Origin of the sequence: uncultured Methanobrevibacter sp., assembly GCF_946184425.1 — an archaeon.
Lineage (GTDB): Archaea > Methanobacteriota > Methanobacteria > Methanobacteriales > Methanobacteriaceae > Methanocatella.
In genome coordinates this window covers 21,779-39,285 of the sequence record NZ_CAMHFP010000018.1, presented here as the reverse complement: position 1 = coordinate 39,285, position 17,507 = coordinate 21,779, and the positions used below count along the sequence as shown (strand labels likewise).

Here is a 17,507-nt window from a genome sequence, read left to right as displayed (position 1 = left end):
GAGTTACTATCTTAAAAGAAATGGATATTGAACATCCTGCAGCAAAAATGCTCGTGGAAGTAGCAAAAACTCAAGAAGATGAAGTTGGAGATGGTACTACTACTGCAGTTATTATTGCTGGAGAATTATTAAAAAAATCTGAAAACTTACTTGATTCTGAAATCCACCCAACTATCATTGCTATGGGATACAGAAAAGCTGCTGAAAAAGCACAAGAAATTTTAGATGAAATTGCAATTGATGATGTAGATTCCGAAACCTTAATGAAAGTCGCAATGACTGCTATGACTGGTAAAGGAACTGAAGCAGCACGTGAACCATTAGCAAAATTAATTGTTGATGCTGTAGAAGCAGTAGAAGAAGACGGTGAAGTTGATATTGACAATATTAAAATCGAGAAAAAAGATGGGGCTGTTGTTGAAGAATCCAGTTTAGTTGAAGGCGTAATTGTAGATAAAGAGAGAGTACACCCTGGAATGCCAGCTGAAATCAAAGATGCAAAAATCGCATTAATCAATGCACCATTAGAAGTAAAAGAAACTGAAATGGATGCTGAAATCACAATTACTGATCCTGCTCAAATGCAAGCTTTCATTGAACAAGAAGAAAAAATGGTTAAAGATATGGTAGATAAAGTAGTTGATGCTGGAGCTAATGTATTATTCGCACAAAAAGGTATTGATGACTTAGCACAACACTACTTATCCAAAGCTGGAGTTTTAGCTGTAAGAAGAGTTAAAAAATCTGACATCGAAAAATTATCCAGAGCAACTGGCGCTAACGTTATCACTAACTTAGATGACTTATCTGCTGATGATTTAGGTGTTGCTGGAATTGTTGAAGAAAGAAAAATCTCCGGCGAAGAAATGATTTTTGTAGAAGAATGCAGCGGAGCTAAATCCGTAACATTATTCGTAAGAGGAAGTACCAAACACGTTGTAGATGAAATTGTAAGAGCAATTGAAGATGCAATTGGTGTAGTGGCTGCTACTGTAGAAGACGACAAAGTTGTTGCTGGTGGAGGTGCTCCTGAAATCGCAATGGCTAAAAAACTCAAAGATTATGCAGAATCCATTTCTGGAAGAGAACAATTAGCTGTAAATGCATTTGCAGAAGCTTTAGAAGTTGTACCTAAAACCTTAGCTGAAAACGCTGGTTTAGACAGCATCGACTCATTAGTAGATTTAAGAGCTGCTCAAGAAGACTCATTCTACATGGGATTAGATGTATTCACTGGTGAAGTAGCAGATATGAAAGAAGCTGGTGTAATTGAACCTAAACGTGTTAAAAAACAAGCTATTCAATCTGCATCTGAAGCAGCTGAAATGATTTTAAGAATCGATGATGTAATCGCATCAACCAAAGGTCCTGAAGATATGGGTATGGACCCATCCATGGCTGGCGGAATGCCTCCAATGATGTAGATTTAAAGAAATTTTTATAATTTCTTTTTTTTATTTTTATGAAGCATAGAGTAATTTTTAAAACATCACTTGGTGATGAAATATTTTATTTAAAAGACACTCTTTTTGTTAAATTTTCAACTAAACGTTGCGGAATTTCAACATCTAAATTAAATGGTGGAATTCATGACAACTATCAATCAGTTTTTAACCATCATTTGTCACAGGAAAATATTGATTATTTAACCAATCATGATGTAAAGGAATATTTAATAAATCATTGTAGGGAGTATCTGGAAATTGATTATAACTATTCAACAGGTCTTATCACTCTTGCTAAAATGAATCATGTAAGTATTATTGTAAAATCATTTAAAAATTTGGAAGTCACTGCAATTACAACTGCTGGAGTCAGAACAAATGCATCAAGAGCTGGTGATCCTTCATCTTATTATGAGGAATATGGCAAATTTGGTACAATAAATACGATAATTTTAACAAATGTTGCTTTGGGTAATGGTACATTAATTGATGCGGTCATGACTGCCACTGAAGCAAAAGCCGTTGCATTGAATGATTTAAGAATCCCTTCACAATATTCAAATGGATATGCAACAGGCACTGGAACAGATGGGATAGCTATTTTTTCCAACATGGAAACAGATAATGTTTTATCCAATGCAGGGAAACATTCAAAATTAGGGGAACTAATAGCCAAATCTGTTATTGAATCGACAAAAAAAGCCATTAAAAAGCAAGTTTGGATTACTCCAAAATCTCAATCAAATGTTCTTGCAAGATTAAACAGATATTCTTTGGATATTAATGAATTTTATGATAATTTGGATTATGATAAATTTGAATTTATTAAATTATTGCAAAAAGAAATGAAAAAACAGAATAATGTTGCTGTAACTTCATCAATTTTAAATTTGATTGATGAAGTTGAGAACAATCTAATTAATAAGGAAGATGCTCAAAATTTATCAAACAAAATTTTAAAAGAGAATTGTAATAGTTATCCTATTAGAAAACTCTTGGAGTATTGGATAGATTATTTCATTCATTAATGTCAAAATTTCCTAGTTCTCCATTATCTTGAACAATTTTAGCAATTGCTTCTTCAGCGGAATTTAATTTGTCGTTACAAATTTTAACTAAATCCATTGCATTTTTAAATTCGTCAATTGCATCATCTAATGGTACATCACCGTTTTCCAATTTATTGACTATTTCTTCTAATTTTTCTAAACTTTCTTCAAAACTTAAATTATCCATTATATCACCTTTGTGTTTATTGTTCCATCATCAAATTCAATATCTAATTTATCTCCACTTTTAACATCTTTTGCACTTGAAATAACTTTATTTTCTACTTTAGCTATTGAATAACCTCTTTTCAATGTTAAAAGGGGATTTAATAGTTCTAACTTTTCAAAATTTCTTAAATATCTCTCTTTTTTTGGTTTTATTATTTCTCGAGGATTTCTTAAAACTGATTTTGTTTCAATTTTGAATAGTTTATTTTTATTTTCAGAGATTATGTTTTTCGATGTAAAGTTCAATTTGTTGATTATATTATCTAATTGCATTTCTTTGAATTCATAAATCGATTCAGGATTTTTAAAAATCTGTTTTTGGGAAATGTTGTCTATTTTAAGTTTATTCTGGGCTACTTTGTCTTTGATATTTTTATTCATTCTTTGTTTTAATTGTTTGATTCTATTTTTTATTTCATTAATTTGTGGAACTGCCAATTCTGCAGCTGCTGTTGGTGTGGGAGCCCTTAAATCTGCAACAAAATCTGCAATGGTGAAATCGATTTCATGGCCTACAGCACTGATAGTTGGAATTCTACAGTCATAGATTTCACGAGCTACTATTTCTTCATTAAATGGCCATAAATCTTCAATGCTACCTCCACCTCTTCCAATAATTAATGTATCTATATCAAATTTTTGAGCATGTCTTATCTGTTGTACAATTTGTGGTGCAGCCAAATCACCCTGTACCAATGTTGAAAAGATTAATATTTCACATAACGGATATCTTCTTTTAATGGTGGTTATAATATCTCTGACTGCGGCTCCGGTCTTTGCGGTCACTACTCCAATTTTTTTTGGATATTCGGGAATATTCTGTTTATGTGATTTGTCAAATAATCCTTCTTTTTCAAGTTTTTTCTTTAATTGTTCAAAAGCTATATGCAATTCACCAATTCCATCTTCAGTGATGTTATTTGCATACAATTGGTACTTGCCGTCTCTTTCATAAACTTCAATTGTACCCTTGACAATTACTTTCATACCATTTTCAGGTTCAAATTTAATGTTTTTCTTTCTTCCTTTGAACATCACAGCGTTGATTTGTGATTTTTCATCTTTTAATGTAAAATAACTATGGCCACTTGGAGCGGTTGAATAATTTGAAATTTCACCCTTTATGTATATGTTTCTTAATGTAGCATCCATCTTTAACTTTTTTTTAATATAGGCATTTATTTGGGATACTGTAAAATGTTCTTCATTCATTTAATTACACCTTTGAAGCAATATTGTTATTATGTTGTTTGCATTTAAAACATTTTGTTTTTTTATTGGTATTGTGATGTTTTGGAAGATATCTGTAAAAATTATTGTATGTAAAGATATTTAAATCGAAGCAACTAATATTATATTAGTTAGATTTTGGTGATAACATGAGAGTTAAAGATGAATTATTTGGAAAAGAAGTTCTTGATGCAGATATACAAATTGTCGGAAAGATTAATGATGTAATTTTTGATAAGGATACTTTTGAAATTACAGATATTGTAATTAAAAAAACAGGTTTTTCAGAACAGATTAAAGCTAGTGAAAATGTTATTCCAATGGAACTTGTTAAAGTAATTGGGGATAAAGTTTTACTTAAAGGTGAAGACGATATATAATTGATTTATATGGTTTCTAAAGAATATTTAATTAACTTATTAAAGGAAAATGAAGTTTTTCTTGAAGGTGATTTTACATTATCTTCAGGTAAAAAAAGTAATTATTACATTAATATGAAAAAAGCCATTACCGAACCTGAAATTTTATCTACAATTTCTAAATTAATTACTGAAAAAATTAATGATGATAAAATTGATAAAGTTGCGGGTCCAGCTTTAGGTGCAGTTCCAATAGCCACTGCTGTTTCTCTTGAATCAAATATTCCATTATTAATGATTCGTAAGGAAAAAAAAGGATATGGTACTTCCAAACTTATTGAAGGTGAACTTTTGGAAGGTGATGATGTAATTGTTGTTGAGGATGTATCTACAACTGGGGGATCACTTTTAAAAGCAATTAAGGCTATTCAGGAAAATGGAGGTAATGTAAAAAGAGCTTTTGTTGTTGTGGATAGGCAAGAGGGTGCTATTGAAGAATTTGAAAAAGAAGGTATAACTCTTGAACCTTTAATAATTGTAAATGAGTTTTTTGATTAAAAAAAGAAAAATGATGAAAATTATTTTCATCATTAACTATTTTTTGACATGATGTACGAAATGTGGCAGTTCGTCGATTATGATGCTTAAAGCTGTTTTTACAGCATTTGGTGAACCGGGCATTGAAAATATCGCTGTTTTTTTGTAGATTCCTGCTGTTGCTCTTGACAATAGTGCTGCCGCACCAATTTCTTCGTATGATTTCGCCCTGAATATTTCACCAAATCCATCTAATCTCTTTTCGAAAAGTGATTCAACAGTTTCGACAGTGATGTCTCTGGTATCTAATCCTGTACCTCCTGTTGTCAAAATAACATCCACGTTCTCTTCTATCATATTGTTAATTGTTTCTATTAATTTTTTTTCATCATCAGGTATTAATTCACGAGAAAATAATGAGTATCTTGTGTTAATTTCATTTTCGATATATTTTCCAGAAATATCAACTTTTTTTGATGTTCTGCTGTCGCTTAATGTTATGATGCCGCATAAGATGTCTTTAGAAGATTCTTTTTGATGTTCATTTGCACTTTCACTTTTCATGTTAAATCACTTTTTATTATTTAAGTATCTTTTAATTTGTTCGTACTCCTTTAAATTATTTATTAATTTAGGAGACGGATAAAAGAGACTGCCATATTTGTTTTCACTTTGAACTACTAGTTCTGATTTTAAAATTAAATGCATATGGTATTTAACAGTATTATAATCCAAATCTAATTCGTTGGATAATTGATTGGTATTATATGGCTGTTTTAATATTTCATCTATGATTTTAACAGTAGTTCTTCCTCCTTTCCTTCCTAATATCAGATTATTCATTTCTCTGATGAAAGGATCCGTATTATAGTTCCTCATTATTTTTCACCTCCATATATGTTGTATAGTTCAGACGCCCAGCTTAGAGTATTTTCAGATGTTCCAATTAAAATCTGAGAGTCATCATAATGGCCATCTTTGAAAAAGAGAGTCAATGACATGAATGTTGGAGCATATGTTAAAAATAATTTCAAATCTGCATCAACACAATGCACCTTCACTTTTTTGTTTTTTATTAAATTTCTTTTTAAAACTGGATTTGCTTTTATGGACTTTAATATTTCTTTATTGACAGTTAACTCCAAATATTTCAATTTATTTTCATTCAATAATTCTATTATATGTCTGAAGTGATTTTCAGAGTATATTGGCATTATTATCTTTAATTCACTGGCATTAGAAATTAATTTTATATATCTGTTGAATGCATTCGATAAATCGCTAGTTGTGGATGTAACGTATGTTGCATCTTTTAGAAAATGCATATTTTTTAAAAGTTCTTTAGGAATGCCGCTAAGATTATGATTATCCCAAAAATCAGTATTCTTATTAATTGATGACCAATTTTCAATAAGTTTAACCATATTTGTGGCTAATAAAAATCCATTTGAAGTCAATTGATATTGCTTTTGGATTTTTTTAATAAAATTTTTGTTTTCAAGTTCTTTAAGCCCATGTAATATTGTTGCGGATGGTTTATTTAATTCGTTTCGTAGTTCTTCCAAATTTTTAGGACTTTTATACATTGCTAATATTAGTCTTGATCTCATAGTTGAAGTTAGAATATATTTTATATTTTTGTATTCTTCATTTAATTGGCGTTTAGTCTGTATATTTGTCATTTTAATCACATGTTTCCTTTTATGTTTGTAAAAAGATTATTAGCCCATTTTTGTGATTTTTTACTTGAAGATATTAGGATTCTATTCTGGTCAAAACTTCCATCGCTTTTGAATAGCCCTAAACTCATTGTTTCATCACATATTGTTAAATAGATTTTTAATTCTTTGGGAGTAGTGTGAACTTTCAATCTACCTTCTTTTGTAGCTGCTTTTCGTATAGTTTCATCGATTTCAAATATCATCTTCTTAAACATGTTTCTGGGGATTATCAACTCTATTGTTCCATTATTCTTTAATATATTTCCAATCAATTGTGGATATTCGGGATGCAAATATGGAAAAATAGCTTTCAGGTTATTGGATTCATTGATTTTTTCTTTAATTGTATTGTGTGTTTTGTATATGTCTAAAGGGGTTGTTTTTATTAGTTCTGAATCTTTTAAATCAATGATGTTTTGAAGGGATTCAGTGCTTAACTGATCTATATCATGTTTGTCCCAAAAATCGTGAAAATCGTTGATTAGATCAATACTCATCTTAAAATCCATTAAATTTCTATAATAAATTTCGCTTAAGGGATTTAAGTAATATTTGTTCTTCTTTTTATTAATATAGTTGTGTTCTTCAAGTTTAGATAAGTTGCTTGAAATGGAGCTGTATGTAATTTTTGTTGTATTTACAAGTTCTTTTACAGATTTGGGCTTCTTTTGCAATTCACTTATAATTTTCAATCGAATTTCTGATTTTGCAAGAAATTTGATATCATTATTGATGTCATAATGATTAATCATTTTCGTACCTCCATTATATTTAATTTATGAATCTTTATATCGATTTCATAAATTATATTGCAATAAAAAGTATAATTTTCAAATGTTAAATATATTTTTCAAATTTCACTACAAATTCTATTCAATTTCCCTCAAAATTCAATTAACATGATTTATGCTTTTTAATGAGTATTTACTAAACTTTTGATATAATTTAACTATCTTTGAATTAATTTTTTTATATCTGTTCATATTTTTCCAATTTTTTTTTATTTCAATTTGGAGGTTAACCTTCAATTCATTTTTTTTAAGCTTCTATTTGGCTAATTTTAAATAATTGGGAAATCATTATATTTTATTTTCTCTGTTTTTGATTTCTATTATTTCATGACTTAATTTATTAGTTATTGATGGGGATAACTGTAAATTAATCATTTTAATCATTTTCTGTTTCGTTATGAATTTTTTGAAAATTTATTCAAAAATTAGATAATTGTGTCAAAGAATTTTTTTAGTTAATTTCACTTCGGCAGTGTTGTGTGTGATTAAAAATTTTGCTAACTTTTATTAAATTAGTTTTATAAATTATGTTTATGGAAATTTTTTATATTTTAGATGCTTCAGCTTTCATTAATGGATTTCAATTGGATTTTGGAAATAATTTTACAGTACCGGAGATAACTTCTGAGATTAAAGATTTTGAGTCACGTTTAAAATTTGATGCAGCTCTTAATGAGAATAAATTAACAATACTGGATGTGGCTGATGAATACATTAAATCTGTTGAAAAGATTATATCAAAATCCGGGGATGTTTTAAGATTGTCAGTTCCCGACAAAAAACTGATATCTTTAGCATATATGATGTTTGATGAGGGGAAAAATGTTAAAGTAATAAGTGATGATTATACGATTCAAAATACCTTAAAAATAATTGGCATTCCTTACTCTGGGATTATTACTGAGGGAATTAAGGGTGTTTATAATTGGAAGAAGGTTTGTGAAGGTTGTAAGAAGGAATATGATGAGGATTATCCATTTGATGACTGTGAAATTTGCGGGTCTAAAATATTTAAAAAGAGAATTAAGGTGAATAAATGAGGATTGGAGTAGTAGTTCATGGTCCAAATATTATCGATACAGGTTATGCTTTAAAGATAATTGATTTGCTTGGTGAATATGGTGATGTGGCCGCTCGACTTGGAGGAACTATGGGTAGAACTGCAGTTATTGATGCAGGTTTGGAAAATATTATAGATATTCATAAAAAACTAGTTCCAAGTGATTCTTTAAAGATATTCCATGATGATAATGTTGATGTGATTTTTTTACTTAACTATGGAAAATCTTATGTCACTGGGCAAGTTTTTGGATATAAGGTCTATAATCATTATACTGAAAAGATTAGTGAAGATAATATTCCATTAATTCAAATAGAACGTCCTGGAGAAATGGATGGGAGCATTATACCATGGAATGGACCAATGGATTTGGCTGAAGATTTATCTCATAAATTGAAATTGGATTTAGTCAGCCCTCATGAAGTTTATGAAAGTCATATCAAACAGGATAATGTTCCGGATAATCATACTCACAGAATAGTTCATGGAGTAAGTCCTGGTGAAAATATTATGGTCAATAGTGTGGTCATTGGGAAAACTAACTCTGATAAACTCACATTGATTGCAGAAGATAATTTTATTGTTGATATTGTTGGAGGCACCCTTAAAAAACATGGTGTTGAAAAATTAGGTGAAGTTGATCTTGAAAATGCAATAATTAAAACAGGCCTTTTAAGAAAATCCAAAGTAACTCCGCGTATTTTACAAAGAAATAAAAATGATGATTTTAAAGTTGCTTTTTTAGACCATGCTGGTGAGGATGTTTATAAATTTAAGGATTGTGATGTTGTTATAACTGTCGGTGATGACACTACATTGATATCTTCTGATATTCTTTACAGATTTGATATACCTATAGTGGGAATAACTGATGGTGATTTGGATAAGGTTGTGGAAGATGGATTTAAGGCTAAAAATTCCATAATCTTTGAGGTCGAAAGTGGTTTTGATGATGTCTGTGGTCAAAATATTAAAAATGATTTGTTTGCAGATAAACAGGTAATTTCTGATTTTTCAAGTATGAGTCAGGTTGAAGAGAAAATTGTTGGAATAATAAAAAATATTAATTGTAAATACAAAATAAATTATATTAATTAAATAGCGAAGGAAGTGTCTAAGTGGATTTAAAAAGTCTTGTAAAATCTATTCAAGAATTTGAGGGAGTATCACGTAAAAGCTCCATTGATAATGTAATTTCTTTATTAAAAGAATCTTATAATGTTTCTGGTGATGTGGTTATTGATATTGGTGATGATGCGTCTGCAATAGACATTGGAAACAATCAAGTTGTGTTAGTTGCAGCTGATGGAATATGGGGTCAGATAATGAATGTAAATCCATATTGGGCAGGATACTGTGCAGTATTGGTAAATGTGAATGATATTGCTGCAATGGGTGGAAAACCTTTAGCTATGGTTAACATAATGTCTATCAGCAATGATGATATCTATGAAGATTTGCTTAGAGGTATCAAAGATGGGTGCTTAAAATTTGGTGTTCCTATGGTTGGTGGGCATTTACATCCTGATGGTGACTGCGATTCTTTAGGAGTGGCTATTGTGGGAATTGCACAAAAAGATAAAATAATTACTAGTTTTGGAGCTGAAGTTGGCGACAAGGTTATAGTTGCAATAGATTTGGACGGCAAACCTCATGAAATGTTTAATTTAAATTGGGATACCACATATGATAAAGATGCAAACATTGTGCAGGATCAAATTACTGCGGTTCAATATTTGGCGGAAAATGATTATATCAAATCAGGAAAAGATATATCTAATCCTGGAATTTTGGGAACCTTGGAAATGCTTTTGGAAACTTCTCAAAAAGGTGCAACTGTAAATTTAGAGGATATTCCTAAAAATGAAAAAGTGGATTGGGTTGATTGGTTAAGAATGTATCCCGGTTCCGGCTTTGTTTTCACAGCTCATGAAGATTACTGTGAATATATTAAAGAATATCTTGCAAGATTTTCTATTGAGGCAGCAGTTGTCGGTGAAGTTACAGACTCCAATTCCCTTTATTTATCATATGATGGTGAAACTGTTGAAGTATTCAATCAGGATAAAAATCCAGTATTTATATTTAGGTGATTTTAATGAAATTCGGTAAAATCATATTAAATTCTTTTAAATATCCTTTTATTAATTTAAAAGGACTTTTATTTGTTTGTTTTTTGTTTGCTTTAAATTTAATTTTCTTTTTTGGGATATATTTGAAGAATGAGTATGTAATGGTTTTAGGGCTCATTTCCACAATGATAGTCTGTTTTATTTTACCAGGATATTTGTTGTCAGTAATAAAAAGAGGATGTGAAGAATCATCAGAAAGTCCTAAATTTGATATCAAAAAGAATTTCATTGATACATTGAACTTGATAGTTTTAAGTATTGTATATGATATAATTCCATGGTTAATAATTTTTGTTTTATTCATGTCATTAGGAATTCATTTCTTCACAGGTTTTTTCAATTCTCCTGCAAATGGTTTAAATGTTTTATTTATTCATTTTGGAATAATCTTAATTTTGGCCGTAATTGTTATGATAATATTTGCAATTTTCAAATATATTGCGACAGCCAGATTGGCTTATTATGATAGTTTGACTGAAGCATTAAGTTTCAAAAAAGTTTTCAATGACATTAAACAGATTGGAATATTGAAAATTATTGGACTTATTATTTTAATGATGATTTTATTTGCAATTGTGCATGAAGTGTTTATATTCATATTATCCATTTCATTTGTGGGAATATTATTATCTTCCTGTATTTTAGCTCCAATTGTCAGTTTGATATTTAGTTATTCATTAGGATTATTGTATTCTAACAATTCACATGATTACGGTGAAATTGAAGATTTAGACCAATTTGAAAAAGAAATTGAATATTTGAAATATAGAAGAATCAATTAAAAAAAGTAAATTAAGGGTTGCACCGTTTACATGGTACATATCCTTGATTTATTGCATCATCCCTGCTTGAGAAAAATATCTTGTTTCCTTCAGACATTTTATTCACGCTACTGCAGCTGGATAAATGGAATTTACCACTGTTTGCATTTCCGACATAGCTTCCTGAATCAGATGATGTTGAATGGGAACTGTCATCACTGTTGTCGCTATGACTGGAAGATGACGAGGAAGAGTGGGAATTTGCAACTTGTGTGTTATCATTTGCCCAATCATAAGGGTAAAATTCACTTGGAGGCATATACATGATTTCTGCAAGACCTTCTTTTAAAAGCATCTCATTTACATTCTTTCCATCAACAATAACTACTGCAAGTGTTCGCCCATATCGATCAGTATGTTTGGAGTCATCTATATCAATGCCGACTTTTTTATCTAAGCATAGTTTTTGAACAAAATTTTTTGAGGTTATATAGCCCTCAACACCTCTTTCTGGTGTGTTCACGCCAACAAAACGTATTTTTTTGCCATTATCTAAATAAATTGTGTCTCCGTCAACAACTTTTGTACATATTCCTGTTTCTTCAACATGGCAGTTAGTGTCGCTGTATTTGCTTAGAATATCTGAAGATGATACATCATAATATTTTGAACTGGGAATATTATGTGAAAAACCGGTTCCAGTATATGCACTAACAACAGAAAATGCGGAAATTGCGATAATTAAAATAACCAGTAAAGAAATAACATGTTTTTTATTAAATTCCATTTTTACCCTCCATAGTTTAACTGTTATAATTTTGTGTTAATATAATTTTTGAATCCAAAATAAATAATTTTAATATATAAAAAGATTATAAATATATAATATTAAAAATTCTTATTAGGAGATTGTATGTTAATAAAAATTAATGGAGAAGAAATAGATGTAGCAGATGCTTCTACAATTCAAGATGTGATTGATGAAACAAATGCTCCATATACTCCTGGTAGTATTGTTTGTTTAATTCGAGGAAAAAAGGAACTTGAAAAAAATATTGACAAGTATAAGATTAAAACAAATAAGGGTTCTATAATTATTCAACTGGACGAATCTGAAGATGCAAAACCTTTAGTTGATGTTTGGAAAAACCAATATGAAGATTTCATTGATTTAAATATTAGGTGGTCTACTTCAACTGAGATTGCAATTGGTCCTATTGTAACTGATTTAGAACCTACTTCTGATGAATTTAAATATTATGAGGGAGATGTTGTTTTAAGTTTATCTAGTTTTAGTAATGAATCTACACATTTGATAATGCTTAAAGAGAATACTACAAATGTTTATAGTGTTCCTCCATACAATAAAGGTATTTTCGCCCATATTATTGGAGGTAAGAAAACTTTAGACATTTTGACTGATGATGATTCAGTAATAGGTATAGAACCAATCATTGAAAGAAGTACAACAACTGATAGTGCTTCTGTTTCTGATTTAAGTACTGTACTCGAAGAGGGAAATGAATTATTTACTTACATTTCTTTTGATGTTGATGAATCTTCACCTGTTTGTGTTGAACACTTATTTTCACTTATTAAAGATGGTAGAATTAAAGTTTCTTATGACAGTGAATCTTTTATAGGTTTTTATGAATTGTCTGGTTTGGAAAAACCTAAAGAAAACACTACTCAAAGGACTAGGGGAACTATCACTGTCAGGAATACTGGTGTCGGAACCGGAAAGCTTTTTATCTATCGTGAAAATAGGGTATTGACTCCAAATCATACTACTGTTGGAAAAATTGTAAAAGGTATGGAAATTATTGATATTGCTAAAGAAAATGATTTCATTACAGTCAAATCAGAGCAACAAAGATTGATGTTATTAAATAAAACTCAAAAAGAAGCAACAGAATTGTTGTCTTCGGCTGGTGTTGAGCATATGATTGATGGATTAATTGATGATGATGCCATTATTGTTGAACAACTTCCAAAACATACAATTGACATATTGAAAAATGGAAAAGTAGTAACCAAGGCTGTAAAGAAAGAAGATTTATGTGTAATCAAATTCACAGAAAATGCACCGAGGTCTGTAAGATACTTCAAATTATTATCCGGTCTTTTGGAAAATCCAGTTGGCCAAATTAAAGTTCATTTTTCAGTACCTGGAATGCACATTGTTATTTTTGAAGGGGATAAAAAATCTGCAAAAGGTTTAGTTCCTGAAAATAACCCTGTAGATAAAGTAGTCAGAGGTCAAATTGGTATTACTAATATGGCTTCAAAAAGTGTTGGTTTAATTGGTATCAGGTTTGAAGATAATTCAGAATTTGGTCCAACTGCAGAAAGTTTCGAGGCTACTAATATTATTGGGGATGTCGTTTCTGATTATGAAAGCATTGAAAATTTAAAAGAAGGAGTTGTAGTGTATGTCACAGAATCTAACCATGAGTCCTGATTTAGGTAAAGAAGATTGGGATCCGGATGTAATTACTCGTATGATATTTATTGGCCCTGGTGCTCATGTAAGTGAACAAGAAATTGTAAGTGAGTTTCACATGCTTGATTTGCCGCTTACAATTAAAAATACTTGTTATGGATCTATGATTAGTGGTAAAAGTGCAGATGTTTACAAGGCAATTGAAGAAATAAGGAAACTTGATCCTGCACATATTTTCACTAAAGAAAGAGGATTTGCTCCGGGTGATCCTAGAAGATGTAGAGGTCATAGATTTGGGCCTAGGGAAGGTTTCCACCAAATGGAAAAAGAATATAGAATACTTGGTTTTGTTTCAGAAGCTTTAGAAAATCCTAAAGATGTTACTGTTGAAGAGAAAAAACCAGTTGATGTTGATGAATTTAAAAAAATTGTGGATGAATGTTTAGAAAATAAATGAAGTGGTGAAAATATGGTTAAGATTGCAGTTTATCCTCCAAATTCCTTAATTTTGGCAGATTTACTTGAAAGAAAAGGTCATACTCCTTTAGTTTTACAAAAACAAATTAGACAAAAAATTAAAGATCCGGAGATTGATTCTCCACCAATGAATATTACTGAAGAGGATCCGATAAAAGGACTTAAATATGCAGCTATTGAGGTGCCATCTGGCGTTCGTGGAAGAATGGCTATAATTGGCCCACTTATAGATGAGGCTGAAGCGGCAATAGTTGTGGATGGAGCTCCTTATGGATTTGGTTGTATTGGTTGTGCAAGGACTAATGAATTATCAATATTTTTACTTAGGAATAAGGGTATTCCAGTATTGGAACTCAATTATCCTACAAATCAGGATGAGACCTATGTTATGGTAAATCAAATAAATGAATTTGTTGATTCACTTGATCAAACTATTGAGGAGGAATAAGAATGGTAAAAATTGCTTTAGTTTCATGTGGAACAGAATATAGTGGAATTCAAAAGGAAATTGAAAAAGCAGCTAATAAATTTGGTGCTGAAATTATTCTTCCTGAAATTGATTTGGATTATATTGATGAATCTTATGAAAAATTTGGTTTTTCAGCTCAAAGTTCAAGCTTAAAATTGATGATTGCAAGAGCTATGGCTATTGTTGAAGGCAGATGCAAACCTGATGCAGTATTTATTGCAACTTGTTTTAGATGTGCGGAAGCGGCATTAGTTAGAAATGAAGTAAGACGTTTTATTCAGAATAATACTCGTATTCCTGTTGTTACTTATTCATTTACTGAAAGAACAAAAGCGGATGAATTGTTTATTCGTATGGAAGCATTGGCCACTACTGTTACACGCAGAAGTATTCTTGCTCGTGAGAAACAAGAAGGTCTTACTCTTGGTCTAGACTCTGGTTCAACCACTACAAAAGCAGTTCTTATGGAAAACAATGAGGTTATTGGAACTGGTTGGACATCTACCAAAGATATTATTGAATCTGCAAAAACAGCTGCAGCAGAGGCATTCGGCCAAACAGATTATGATTGGGATGACTTAGATGGTATTGGAACTACTGGTTACGGTAGATTCACAATGGGTCAGGAATTTGGTGCAGAACTTATTCAAGAAGAATTATCTGTTAATGCTAAAGGGGCAGTATATTTAGCAGATTGTCAAAAAGGAGAAGCTACTGTATTGGATATCGGAGGTATGGATAACAAGGTAATTACTGTAAATAACGGTATTCCTGATAACTTTACTATGGGCGGTATCTGTGCAGGTGCATCAGGAAGATTTTTAGACATGACTTCACGTAGATTAGATGTTGACATTACTGAGTTAGGTCCTCTTGCGGTGCAAGGGGACTGGAGAAAAGCTATGCTGAACTCTTATTGTATTGTATTCGGTATTCAGGACCTTGTTACAACATTGGCGGCGGGAGGTTCTAAAGCTGACGTGGCTGCTGCGGCTTGTCACTCTGTATCCGAACAAGTTTATGAACAACAACTTCAGGAAATTGATATTCGTGAACCATTGATTCAAGTGGGTGGTACAAGTTTAATTTCTGGTCTTGTTGAAGCCGTAAGTGATACTTTAGGTGGAATAGAAGTTATTGTGCCTGAATACTCTCAACATATTGGGGCTGTTGGTGCAGCTCTTTTAGTGTCTGGAATGGGACACAGACAAGATAATAAATAAAGGGTTGGTTTAATGTTAGTTGAATGCTATGATAAAAAAGGTGCGGAAGTTTATGAGATCATCATTAAACAAATCTTTCAAGATTTGGTTCTTGGAGCTTCAGTTGATGATTTAAAAGCTTATGTTAATCCTGATGACCCGGTATTTGTCTTAGCTATTAAAATGAAGAAAACTTCTAAGGTCGTTTTATTTAAAGATGTGGCTAATTTAATGTATAATAATGATAATGATGTTACTACCATTTTGGTTGATAATGAAAATTATCTTCCAAATATTCTGAAAAGATTATGGAGATTGTTTTCAAGAGATGAAATTTATCAGCCAAATAGATATCAGTTAGAACTGTCTGGTAATCATATGGATTTAGAATCATTGGTGGTAGATGACCCTCATTCTAATTTGCAAAGACGTATCTATGATGCAATCTTTAGAATATTGCCTGAAGGTTTTAAAATTATCAAAGATTTGTCCACTGAAAATATTGTATGTGTTGTAGCTACTGATGAGTTAATTAAAGATGCGTGGATTGAAAAAGCTAATGAATATATTAGTGAATTAAACAGTGGTATATAGAAAAGTTTATATATTTGTTCGTATCAATACAAATTAACGAAGTTATATAATTGGGGAAGTGAGAGTATGGCTGATCATAAAGGTTCAAGATTTGCACACATAACTAAAGCACATCCATGTTTTAATGAAAAAATGCATGATAAAGTAGGTAGAGCACATGTGCCTGTAGCACCAAAATGCAACATCTTTTGTAACTTCTGTACAAGGGATATCAATAATGAAGAAGACAGGCCAGGAGTAACAAGTTGTGTAATGAAACCTGATGACGCAATAAATCATGTCAATGAAGTCACTGCTGACGGACCAATTTCCGTTGTGGGAGTTGCAGGTCCTGGAGATTCTCTTGCTAATGAAGAAACATTCGAATTTTTCGAAAAATTAGCTACAGAACAACCGGATTTAATAAAATGTATGAGTACTAACGGACTTCTTCTTCCAAAGTATGCTGATAAACTTGCAGAAATTGGAGTGAACTCTGTTACTGTTACAATCAATGCAATTGATCCGGATATTGCGGTGGATATTTATTCTTTCATAAAATATGAAGGTAAAGTTTACAAAGGATATGATGCAGTTGAAATTTTAATTAAAAATCAGTTGGATGGTGTTGAAAAAGCAGCAGCTAATGGTATGGTTGTTAAAGTTAATTCTGTTTTAATTCCTGGATTGAATGATGAACATATTGTTGAAATAGCAAAAGAAGTTAAAAAACGTGGTGCTGCATTAATGAATGTATTGCCATTAATTCCTTTAGCTAAAATGAAACATTATTCCCGTCCTGACTGTTCTATGATGGAAAGTGTCAGGGAACAAGTTGAAGAGATTATTCCAGTATTCAGAGCATGTACTCAATGCAGGGCTGATGCCTATGGAATACCGGGTAAGAAAAGTGAAGACCATCATTTAGGAATGACTCCACAAAGTCATTACTAAATATTTTTTTTATTTTTAGTTAATTTCATATTTAATGGTAATATTAAATATGGATAAAAAAGATATCTTATAACAT

Annotated in this window: 21 protein-coding genes; 14 read left to right on the top strand and 7 right to left on the bottom strand. The window is 30.9% G+C overall.

The window, feature by feature from the left end:
* On the top strand, positions 1–1,424 hold a 1,424-nt coding region (gene thsA / locus Q0P94_RS05435; RefSeq protein WP_295114523.1), incomplete at its 5' end, for a thermosome subunit alpha.
* 38 nt (positions 1,425–1,462) lie between these two features.
* Positions 1,463–2,473, top strand: a complete 1,011-nt coding sequence (locus Q0P94_RS05430; RefSeq protein ID WP_295114521.1) for an adenosylcobinamide amidohydrolase — start codon at positions 1,463–1,465, stop codon at positions 2,471–2,473.
* Here the strand turns inward: Q0P94_RS05430 and Q0P94_RS05425 are convergent.
* Both Q0P94_RS05425 and xseA read right to left on the bottom strand, forming a co-directional pair.
* Positions 2,463–2,681 (bottom strand): exodeoxyribonuclease VII small subunit, encoded by a 219-nt coding sequence (locus tag Q0P94_RS05425; RefSeq protein WP_295114519.1) that lies wholly within the window; start codon positions 2,679–2,681, stop codon positions 2,463–2,465. The two genes, Q0P94_RS05430 and Q0P94_RS05425, sit on opposite strands and share 11 nt — an antisense overlap.
* Positions 2,681–3,934, bottom strand: a complete 1,254-nt coding sequence (xseA, locus tag Q0P94_RS05420) for an exodeoxyribonuclease VII large subunit (RefSeq protein WP_295114517.1) — start codon at positions 3,932–3,934, stop codon at positions 2,681–2,683. The genes Q0P94_RS05425 and xseA overlap by 1 nt, the downstream gene beginning before the upstream one ends.
* A gap of 167 nt (positions 3,935–4,101) precedes the next feature.
* On the opposite strand from xseA, the gene Q0P94_RS05415 reads away from it, so the two are divergent.
* Together Q0P94_RS05415 and pyrE are read left to right on the top strand one after the other, a co-directional pair.
* Positions 4,102–4,332 carry a PRC-barrel domain-containing protein gene (locus Q0P94_RS05415; protein ID WP_295114515.1) on the top strand — a complete coding sequence of 77 codons (231 nt, stop codon included), beginning with the start codon at positions 4,102–4,104 and terminating at the stop codon, positions 4,330–4,332.
* Between the two features lie 9 nt (positions 4,333–4,341).
* Positions 4,342–4,869 (top strand): orotate phosphoribosyltransferase, encoded by a 528-nt coding sequence (gene pyrE / locus Q0P94_RS05410; RefSeq protein WP_295114513.1) that lies wholly within the window; start codon positions 4,342–4,344, stop codon positions 4,867–4,869.
* Positions 4,870–4,905: 36 nt separating this feature from the next.
* Here the strand turns inward: pyrE and Q0P94_RS05405 are convergent, their stop codons facing one another.
* Genes Q0P94_RS05405 through Q0P94_RS05390 form a run of 4 tightly spaced genes read right to left on the bottom strand, consistent with a single transcriptional unit; the run spans position 4,906 to position 7,321 of the window.
* Positions 4,906–5,412 (bottom strand): molybdenum cofactor biosynthesis protein B, encoded by a 507-nt coding sequence (locus Q0P94_RS05405; RefSeq protein WP_295114511.1) that lies wholly within the window; start codon positions 5,410–5,412, stop codon positions 4,906–4,908.
* Positions 5,413–5,418: 6 nt separating this feature from the next.
* Positions 5,419–5,727, bottom strand: coding sequence for an ArsR family transcriptional regulator (locus tag Q0P94_RS05400; protein ID WP_295114509.1), 309 nt, complete (start codon positions 5,725–5,727; stop codon positions 5,419–5,421).
* A complete protein-coding gene (locus tag Q0P94_RS05395) occupies positions 5,727–6,530 on the bottom strand; it encodes a winged helix-turn-helix domain-containing protein (protein WP_295114507.1) in 804 nt (267 codons plus the stop codon). Before Q0P94_RS05395 ends, Q0P94_RS05400 begins: the two co-directional genes overlap by 1 nt.
* Before the next feature lie 5 nt (positions 6,531–6,535).
* The gene (locus Q0P94_RS05390; protein WP_295114506.1) at positions 6,536–7,321 is read right to left on the bottom strand and encodes a winged helix-turn-helix domain-containing protein; all 786 of its coding nucleotides are present in this window, start codon (positions 7,319–7,321) and stop codon (positions 6,536–6,538) included.
* A 572-nt stretch (positions 7,322–7,893) separates the two neighbouring features.
* On the opposite strand from Q0P94_RS05390, the gene Q0P94_RS05385 reads away from it, so the two are divergent.
* Genes Q0P94_RS05385 through Q0P94_RS05370 form a run of 4 tightly spaced genes read left to right on the top strand, consistent with a single transcriptional unit; the run spans position 7,894 to position 11,334 of the window.
* Positions 7,894–8,400, top strand: a complete 507-nt coding sequence (locus Q0P94_RS05385) for a type II toxin-antitoxin system VapC family toxin (protein ID WP_295114504.1) — start codon at positions 7,894–7,896, stop codon at positions 8,398–8,400.
* Entirely contained in the window at positions 8,397–9,518 is a 1,122-nt protein-coding gene (locus Q0P94_RS05380; protein ID WP_295114502.1) for a DUF2117 domain-containing protein, read from the top strand. The genes Q0P94_RS05385 and Q0P94_RS05380 overlap by 4 nt, the downstream gene beginning before the upstream one ends.
* A 20-nt stretch (positions 9,519–9,538) precedes the next feature.
* A complete protein-coding gene (locus tag Q0P94_RS05375; protein WP_295114500.1) occupies positions 9,539–10,513 on the top strand; it encodes a methanogenesis marker 2 protein in 975 nt (324 codons plus the stop codon).
* A 5-nt stretch (positions 10,514–10,518) separates the two neighbouring features.
* On the top strand, positions 10,519–11,334 hold the full coding sequence (locus Q0P94_RS05370; RefSeq protein ID WP_367270209.1) for a DUF4013 domain-containing protein: 816 nt from the start codon (positions 10,519–10,521) through the stop codon (positions 11,332–11,334).
* A gap of 10 nt (positions 11,335–11,344) precedes the next feature.
* Here the strand turns inward: Q0P94_RS05370 and Q0P94_RS05365 are convergent, their stop codons facing one another.
* The gene (locus tag Q0P94_RS05365) at positions 11,345–12,100 is read right to left on the bottom strand and encodes a thermonuclease family protein (protein WP_295114498.1); all 756 of its coding nucleotides are present in this window, start codon (positions 12,098–12,100) and stop codon (positions 11,345–11,347) included.
* Positions 12,101–12,226: 126 nt separating this feature from the next.
* Here Q0P94_RS05365 and Q0P94_RS05360 point away from each other — a divergent pair, with 126 nt between their 5' ends.
* The 6 genes from Q0P94_RS05360 (at position 12,227) to Q0P94_RS05335 (ending at position 17,431) form a co-directional block, all read left to right on the top strand.
* The gene (locus tag Q0P94_RS05360; protein WP_295114496.1) at positions 12,227–13,774 is read left to right on the top strand and encodes a methanogenesis marker 3 protein; all 1,548 of its coding nucleotides are present in this window, start codon (positions 12,227–12,229) and stop codon (positions 13,772–13,774) included.
* A complete protein-coding gene (locus tag Q0P94_RS05355) occupies positions 13,746–14,213 on the top strand; it encodes a methanogenesis marker 6 protein (RefSeq protein WP_295114494.1) in 468 nt (155 codons plus the stop codon). Before Q0P94_RS05360 ends, Q0P94_RS05355 begins: the two co-directional genes overlap by 29 nt.
* A 12-nt stretch (positions 14,214–14,225) precedes the next feature.
* Positions 14,226–14,681 (top strand): methanogenesis marker 5 protein, encoded by a 456-nt coding sequence (locus Q0P94_RS05350; RefSeq protein WP_295114492.1) that lies wholly within the window; start codon positions 14,226–14,228, stop codon positions 14,679–14,681.
* Positions 14,682–14,683: 2 nt separating this feature from the next.
* Positions 14,684–15,925 carry a methanogenesis marker 15 protein gene (locus Q0P94_RS05345; protein WP_295114490.1) on the top strand — a complete coding sequence of 414 codons (1,242 nt, stop codon included), beginning with the start codon at positions 14,684–14,686 and terminating at the stop codon, positions 15,923–15,925.
* A gap of 12 nt (positions 15,926–15,937) precedes the next feature.
* A complete protein-coding gene (locus Q0P94_RS05340; RefSeq protein ID WP_295114488.1) occupies positions 15,938–16,498 on the top strand; it encodes a methanogenesis marker 17 protein in 561 nt (186 codons plus the stop codon).
* Between the two features lie 66 nt (positions 16,499–16,564).
* Positions 16,565–17,431, top strand: coding sequence for a radical SAM protein (locus Q0P94_RS05335; protein WP_295114486.1), 867 nt, complete (start codon positions 16,565–16,567; stop codon positions 17,429–17,431).
* Positions 17,432–17,507 lie beyond the last annotated feature (76 nt).